Here is a 6,821-nt window from a genome sequence, read left to right as displayed (position 1 = left end):
GAAGGGCGCGGCGGGGCGATCGGGGTTGGCGCGGTTGTGGGCGGCCAGTTCTTCGGTGATCTGGTGGAGCCATTCGTCCAACTGGCTGATGGGGCGTGCGTTAAGTGACGGGAAAGACCCGACAATCCCGGCCTTGCACTGCGCGATCACCAGTTCCGGGCAGGAAATGATGAACAGCGGTGAGGCGATGACGGGCAGGCGCAGGTTGGCGAAAAGGGAGGGCAAGGGCATCCGGTTCCGGTCCTTCTCAAGGGAATTTAATCACGTGATTAAACGGCTATGCCAAGCCGCCGCGCTTGTCAAAGGGGTTCAGAAAGCCACGTCCTCAATTCCGTAGAACGCTGCCGCCGTCCCGGCGAAAAGTGCCCGCTTTTCAACATCCGACGCGCCGTGTGCGAGGCGCTTGAAAGTGTTCCACAGTGTGTTGTAGCTCGCGCCCCACTTGTCCACCGGATAGTTGCTTTCAAACATCGCGCGGTCCGGCCCGAACGCTTCGATGCAGGTTTCGATGTAGGGTCGCCACATCGCAGCCAGCGTTTCGGACGACAGGCCGGCCATCGGGCCCTGTTCGGGCAGGCCGCAAAATGCCATCGCGAGGCCGCCGAGCTTGATGGTGACGTTGGGGCATTGGGCAATGGCGCGGATGTTTTCGCGCCAGATATCAAAGCGTTCGTGCAACCTGCCGTGGTAGCTGGCCGTGCCGAGCGGACTGCCGCAATGATCAAGGCAGATGGGTTGATCGGGAAAGGCGCGGGCGAGATCGAGCAGGTCACCCAACTGCGGTTCGAGCAGCCATGCGTCGAAAGTCAGGCCCAATTTTCCGAGATGGCGGAAGCCTTTGCGGAACTGGTCCGATATATAGATGTGCGGTGGCATGTGGAAGGCCGGGCCGAGCAATTCCGGGTCAGCATCCCATGCAGCTTGATGGCGAATGCCCCGAAAGCGGCCGTTGCCTGCCTGAACGAGCGCTTCAAGCACCGGAATCACCCCATCGCCGAGCGTGAGATCGGCGTGGCCGATGATCGCCGTGCAAGGGCGGAAATTGCCGTAGAGGCCGCTTGCGCCTTGCGCGGCGACGCCGCCGACATATTCGACTTCGCCAACCGGCTTCATCGCGGCTTCGGCCCCGGCGCGGTAGAATGCGCCGCATTCCATGAATACCGTGGCGACGACATTGTGGCCGCTGCGCGCATCGGCAAGTAACTGGTCGAAGGTATAATAGGCCGAGTGCGCCAGCGTTTCCAGGAACGGATGGCGCGGCTGCGGAAACGCGCCGATCAGTGGGCGCAAGTCCCACAAATGGTGGTGCGGATCGATGATCGGCAGATCGGGTTCGAGAATCGCTTCTTCGGCCATGTCCTGTCCCTTTGCGCGCCTCTTGCGGGCGTGTAGGGACTATGGCGCATGATGCGTGCGTATCAAGCAGGTTTTAATCGAACGATTGAACGGGCGGTCACAAAGGACCGCCCGCCGTGAATCAGCCCACCGCGTTCGCCGCGCTGAGAACCGCGCGGACTGAGGCAGTGGCCACGTCCTCGTCAATGCCAACGCCCCAGATGGTGCGGCCATCGGCGGTTTTGCATTCGACATAGGCGGCGGCGCGGGCGTTGCTGCCTGCACCCATCGCGTGTTCGGTGTAGTCGGTCACGTCGATGTCTACGCCAAACCCGTCCTTCAGCGTGGCGACTACCGATGAAATCAGGCCGTTGCCGCGACCGGAGACGGTCTGGACCTTGCCATCGACTTCGATCTTGCCCGCAAAGATGCGCGTGCCATCGGACCCGCGCGTTTCGTCATATTCGACGAGTTGCAGGTGCTGCGGCGCATCGAGGCGATAGGCTTTGCGGAAGACGCCCCAGATGTCGGCCGCTTGCAGTTCGCGGCCGAGTTCGTCGGCCAGTTCCTGTACGTGGCGGGAGAAGTGGGCTTGCATCTTCTTGGGCAGCTTGAGGCCTTGATCCTGTTCGAGAACCCACGCGAAGCCGCCCTTGCCGGACTGCGAATTGACGCGGATCACGGCTTCATAGCTGCGGCCAAGGTCTGCCGGATCGATGGGCAGGTAGGGGACAGCCCAAAGCTCGTCATTGCGCTTTTCAGCGGCAGCAAAGCCCTTCTTGATTGCGTCCTGATGGCTACCCGAGAACGCCGTGAACACCAGTTCGCCGCCATAGGGGTGGCGCGGGTGAACGGGCAACTGGTTGCAGTATTCGACCGTCTGGATCACTTCATCGATGTTCGAAAAATCCAGTTCTGGATCAACACCTTGCGTGTACAAGTTCAGACCGACTGTGACGAGGCAGCAGTTGCCGGTACGCTCTCCATTACCGAACAGGCAGCCTTCCACGCGATCCGCGCCCGCCATCAGGCCGAGTTCGGCAGCCGCAACGCCCGTGCCGCGATCATTGTGGGTGTGCAGCGAGATGACCGCACGATCACGGTTCGGCAGGTTGCGGCAGAAATATTCGATCTGGTCGGCGTAGATGTTGGCCGTGGCCGCCTCTACCGTGGCGGGCAGGTTGAGGATGATCGGCTTTTCGACCGTGGGCTGGAGAATTTCCATGACCGCTTCGCAGCATTCGATGCTGAAATCGAGTTCGGCGGTGGAGAAGGTTTCCGGGCTATATTCAAAGTGCCAGTCGGTCTGCGGGAAGCGGGCGGCCTGATCGCGCAGGAACTTTGCGCCATCCTGCGCAATTTTGCGCACATCGGCCTTGTCCATGCCGAACACGACCTGCCGCCACAGCGGCGAAACAGCATTGTAGACGTGGACGATGGCCTGCTTGGCCCCGGCGAGGCTTTCGAACGAGGTCTTGATCAGATCTTCGCGCGACTGGGTGAGAACCTGCACGAACACGTCGTCAGGAATGCGCCCCGCATCGACGAGGCCGCGAATGAAATCGTACTCGGTCGCGCCCGCCGAAGGGAAGCCGACCTCGATTTCCTTGAGCCCCACTTTCAGCAGCAGGTCGAAGAACCGGCTCTTCTTGTCCGCGTCCATCGGATCGATCAGCGACTGGTTGCCATCGCGCATGTCGGTGGAGAGCCAGCGCGGCGCCTTGGTGATGGTCTGGTTGGGCCACTGGCGGTTCGGCAGATCAATCTGCGGAAACGGGCGATACTTGGCCGACGGGTTCTTGAGCATGGTCATGAGATTGCACTCGAATTATCTGGATTATGCCGCTTGCGATGCTTCATCCCCTGGGCGCCGTGCGCGCCGGGTTAACCCGCGCGTCAGCTCACGCCCAAGGGCGGATAAGTCGCAGGGTAAGGTCCAGTCGAGCGATCATGCGAAAAGCCTATGGTGAATCGCGGCGCGCTTGTCCAGAATGTTTGCAACGGAAAAGGGAGAGCCGGCATGACTGTGACGCCATTCGTGGTAGATATTCCCCAGTCGGATATCGACGACCTGCATCGCCGGATCGACATGGCCCGCTGGCCTGAGAAGGAGACGGTGGACGACTGGTCGCAAGGCGCGCCGCTGGCGGCATTGCAGGACTTTGTCGGCTTCTGGCGCAACGGATACGATTGGTACGCTTGCCAGCGGTTGCTGAACGACTGGGGTATGTTCGAGACCGAGATTGATGGTCTGGCGATCCGGTTTCTGCATGTGAAGTCTCCGCATGAGAATGCGCGCGCGATGGTGCTGACGCATGGCTGGCCCGGCTCAATCCTTGAGTTTCGCCGCTGCATTGCGCCGCTGACACGGCCTGAGGAACATGGCGGGACGGCGGCTGACGCGTTCCACGTCGTGATTCCATGCCTGCCGGGATACGGTTTTTCCGGAAAGCCTGCGGCAAAGGGCTGGGGCGTGGAGAAGATCGCGCGGACGTGGGGCGAACTGATGCGGCGGCTCGGTTATGACCGCTGGTTTGCGCAAGGCGGTGACTGGGGTTCGGCAGTGACAACCGCGATTGCCGTGCAGCAGGTTGAGGGCTGTGCGGGCATCCACCTCAACATGCCGATCGCAAGGCCTTTGCCCGAGGATATAGCTGCCCCAGCACCGGACGAGATGCGGGCGCTGATGAAGATGCAGCACTATCAGGATTGGGATTCGGGCTATTCCAAGCAGCAGGCCACGCGGCCGCAGACCGTGGGGTATGGGCTGGTGGATTCACCGGTGGGGCTGGCGGGCTGGCTGTACGAGAAGATGTGGGCGTGGACGGACAATGACGGCAAGCCCGAGGATGCGCTGAGCCGCAACGACATGCTCGACAATCTGATGCTCTATTGGCTGACGGCGGCAGGGGCATCGTCGGCCCGGCTTTATTGGGAGAGCTTCGGCAGTTTCGGGCCGAAGGACATTCCGCTGCCGGTGGGGGCGAGCGCCTTTGCCAAGGAGATTATTCCGGCCCCGCGCAAATGGTTCGAACGGCATTGCGCACAACTGGTGCATTGGGGCGAACTGGAAAAGGGCGGGCACTTTGCCGCGTGGGAGCAACCCGAAGCCTTTGTGAAAGAGCTTCGGGTTGCGTTTGGCTTGATGCGGTAGGAGTTACTTCTTTTCGAAGGCGGCGGTGATGTCGAGCGTCACGTCGTCAGAGACGAAGGGCAGGCCGTACTTCACGTTGAAGTCTGAACGCTTGATCGTGGTCTTGCCGTGGAAGCCGAGCGTCGCCGCCTTGCTGAACGGGTTGGTGCCTGCGCCTGCGAAAGTTGCGTCGATGGTGACTGGCTTGGTCACGCCGTTGAGCGTGAAGTCGCCGGTGATCTTCGCGCTCATGCCGTCGGCGCCGGGGGCGACGCTGGTGGAGACGAAAGTGGCATCGGCGGGCGCTGCACCGAAGAAGTCGGCCGGTTTGCCTTCAGCCGCAGGCTTGAGCAGGTGGCCGGTCAGGCCGGCGCTGGCGGTGACGACTTTCGAGACCGGGATCTTGACCGAAACCTTGGCGGCGGCCGGGTTGGCCGGATCAATTTCGAGCGTACCCGAAACATCGCCGAACAGACCGAAATAGTCGTTGAAGCCGAAGTGGTTTACCTTCCACGCGACGAGCGAATGACCGGCATCTGCGGTGTAGGTTCCGGCAGTGACGCGCGCCTTGTCAGCCTTTCCCGGAACTTCGGGCATCTGCGCGACCATCGGGGTGGCAGCGGCAATGAGGGCGAGCGGGAGCGCGAGCTTGAGAGCGCGCGGCATGCGATTGAGGCTGAACATGAGGGGATCTCCTGAGGGAAGGAAGACCCGTGGATGCCAAAGCCGGGCGGGGGGCACAAGGCGGATTTGGTAGCCTGCCCGAAAGTAACGGTATCAGCCGCAGCGGATGGTCATGATCTTGCCCGCATCGTTGAGGATCAGATTTATCCGATCTGGCCTCAGGTCTTGCGTGATGACCGAGCCGGGGCGGATCAGCCGGATGCGGTGGTGAAGGATGGCCCGGGCGAGGTCTTCGCCGACCTGTGCGTTGTAAACCACGCCGGTGAAACGCCTTGCCTGGCGCATGTTGCAGGTATCGCGTGCGGCTGTCGCGGTTGCCGTGGCAGCCGGCGAGGCCGGTGGGCGCGCAATATCAGCGCCCGACATGGCGGCCAGGCCATGAATGGGAGCTCCAACCCACGCTGATGCCGCTGTTACGGCTATGACGACCCTTTTACGCATGTTCCTGCCTTGTGACGTAGATCACACCGTTTCGGTGTCTACCGATTGGCGGGCCTGCGTCCACTGCATTCGTCAGCGTAACGAGAACGATTGCAGAAGCATTTGTGTTTGAACGAAAAAAGAGCGGCTCTGCAGCCGCCCTTTCTTGCAAAACTTTGGTTCGAATCGAACCGGTATTAGTTCTTGGTCTGATCGACCAGCTTGTTTGCGCCGATCCACGGCATCATCGCACGCAGCTTTGCGCCGGTTTCCTCGATCGGGTGGCGCTTGGCGAGACCACGGGCAGCCTTGAGTTCAGGCTGGCCGGCGCGGTTGTCGAGCACGAAGTCCTTGACGAAACGGCCCGACTGGATGTCTTCCAGAACGCGCTTCATTTCCTTTTTCGTTTCGGCGGTGATGATGCGCGGACCGGTCTTGATATCGCCGTATTCGGCGGTGTTCGAGATCGAATAGCGCATGTTGGCGATGCCGCCTTCATACATCAGATCGACGATCAGCTTCAGTTCGTGAAGGCATTCGAAGTAGGCCATTTCCGGTGCGTAACCGGCTTCGACCAGCGTTTCGAACCCGGCCTGGACCAGCGCGGTGGCACCGCCGCAGAGCACGGCCTGTTCGCCGAACAGATCGGTTTCGCATTCTTCGCGGAAGTTGGTTTCGATGATGCCCGAACGGCCACCGCCAACGCCCGATGCATAGGCGAGGCCCACGTCATGGGCATTGCCGGTCACATCCTGATGCACCGCGATCAGGCAGGGTACGCCGCCGCCGCGCTGATATTCGCTGCGCACGGTGTGGCCGGGACCCTTGGGCGCGATCATGATCACGTCGATGTCGGTGCGCGGTTCGATCAGGCCGAAGTGGATGTTCAGACCGTGAGCGAAGGCAATCGCGGCACCGGGCTTCAGGTTGGCGTGCAGATCATCGGCGTAGATGGCGGCCTGATGCTCGTCCGGAGCGAGGATCATCAGCACGTCGGCCCATGCAGCGGCATCGGCATTGGCGAGTACCTTGAAGCCTGCAGCTTCGGCCTTCTTGGCGCTGGCCGAGCCGGGACGCAGTGCGATGGCCACGTCCTTGACGCCCGAATCGCGCAGGTTCTGCGCGTGGGCATGGCCCTGCGAGCCGTAGCCGAGGATGGCAATCTTCTTGTCCGTGATGAGGTTCAGATCGCAGTCTGCGTCGTAATAGACCTTCATTTCGTTCCCAATCTGTAGTGATTTCGTGAGTG

Annotated in this window: 6 protein-coding genes and 1 pseudogene; 1 reads left to right on the top strand and 6 read right to left on the bottom strand. The window is 61.4% G+C overall.

What is annotated here, in order from left to right; genetic code table 11:
- From Q8R81_RS05635 to leuA, 3 genes and pseudogenes are all read right to left on the bottom strand, one after another.
- A pseudogene (locus Q8R81_RS05635) lies at window positions 1-231 on the bottom strand (nitronate monooxygenase); the annotation flags it as partial.
- 78 nt (window positions 232-309) lie between these two features.
- Window positions 310-1,356, bottom strand: a complete 1,047-nt coding sequence (locus Q8R81_RS05630; protein WP_305616462.1) for an amidohydrolase — start codon at window positions 1,354-1,356, stop codon at window positions 310-312.
- 121 nt (window positions 1,357-1,477) lie between these two features.
- Window positions 1,478-3,148, bottom strand: a complete 1,671-nt coding sequence (gene leuA, locus Q8R81_RS05625) for a 2-isopropylmalate synthase (protein ID WP_305616461.1) — start codon at window positions 3,146-3,148, stop codon at window positions 1,478-1,480.
- Between the two features lie 207 nt (window positions 3,149-3,355).
- On the opposite strand from leuA, the gene Q8R81_RS05620 reads away from it, so the two are divergent.
- Entirely contained in the window at window positions 3,356-4,489 is a 1,134-nt protein-coding gene (locus tag Q8R81_RS05620) for an epoxide hydrolase family protein (protein WP_305616460.1), read from the top strand.
- A gap of 3 nt (window positions 4,490-4,492) precedes the next feature.
- Here the strand turns inward: Q8R81_RS05620 and Q8R81_RS05615 are convergent, their stop codons facing one another.
- The 3 genes from Q8R81_RS05615 to ilvC all read right to left on the bottom strand — a co-directional run bounded on the left by Q8R81_RS05615 (window position 4,493) and on the right by ilvC (window position 6,789).
- A complete protein-coding gene (locus Q8R81_RS05615; protein WP_305616459.1) occupies window positions 4,493-5,152 on the bottom strand; it encodes a YceI family protein in 660 nt (219 codons plus the stop codon).
- A gap of 93 nt (window positions 5,153-5,245) precedes the next feature.
- Window positions 5,246-5,518 carry an I78 family peptidase inhibitor gene (locus Q8R81_RS05610; protein WP_305616458.1) on the bottom strand — a complete coding sequence of 91 codons (273 nt, stop codon included), beginning with the start codon at window positions 5,516-5,518 and terminating at the stop codon, window positions 5,246-5,248.
- Between the two features lie 251 nt (window positions 5,519-5,769).
- Window positions 5,770-6,789, bottom strand: coding sequence for a ketol-acid reductoisomerase (gene ilvC / locus Q8R81_RS05605; protein WP_305616457.1), 1,020 nt, complete (start codon window positions 6,787-6,789; stop codon window positions 5,770-5,772).
- Window positions 6,790-6,821: the final 32 nt, after the last annotated feature.

The sequence above is a fragment of the Novosphingobium sp. genome (assembly GCF_030696665.1).
Classification (GTDB): domain Bacteria; phylum Pseudomonadota; class Alphaproteobacteria; order Sphingomonadales; family Sphingomonadaceae; genus Novosphingobium.
The sequence above is the reverse complement of the archived record's forward strand: the minus strand, read 5'-3'. Positions and strand labels throughout refer to the sequence as shown.

Excerpts from the sequence above, each read along its gene's own strand:
- Q8R81_RS05630 (WP_305616462.1), bottom strand. The coding sequence starts at position 1,356 with ATGGCCGAAGAAGCGATTCTCGAACCCGATCTGCCGATCATCGATCCG.
- leuA (WP_305616461.1), bottom strand. The coding sequence starts at position 3,148 with ATGACCATGCTCAAGAACCCGTCGGCCAAGTATCGCCCGTTTCCGCAG.
- Q8R81_RS05620 (WP_305616460.1), top strand. The coding sequence starts at position 3,356 with ATGACTGTGACGCCATTCGTGGTAGATATTCCCCAGTCGGATATCGAC.
- Q8R81_RS05615 (WP_305616459.1), bottom strand. The coding sequence starts at position 5,152 with ATGTTCAGCCTCAATCGCATGCCGCGCGCTCTCAAGCTCGCGCTCCCG.
- Q8R81_RS05610 (WP_305616458.1), bottom strand. The coding sequence starts at position 5,518 with ATGTCGGGCGCTGATATTGCGCGCCCACCGGCCTCGCCGGCTGCCACG.
- ilvC (WP_305616457.1), bottom strand. The coding sequence starts at position 6,789 with ATGAAGGTCTATTACGACGCAGACTGCGATCTGAACCTCATCACGGAC.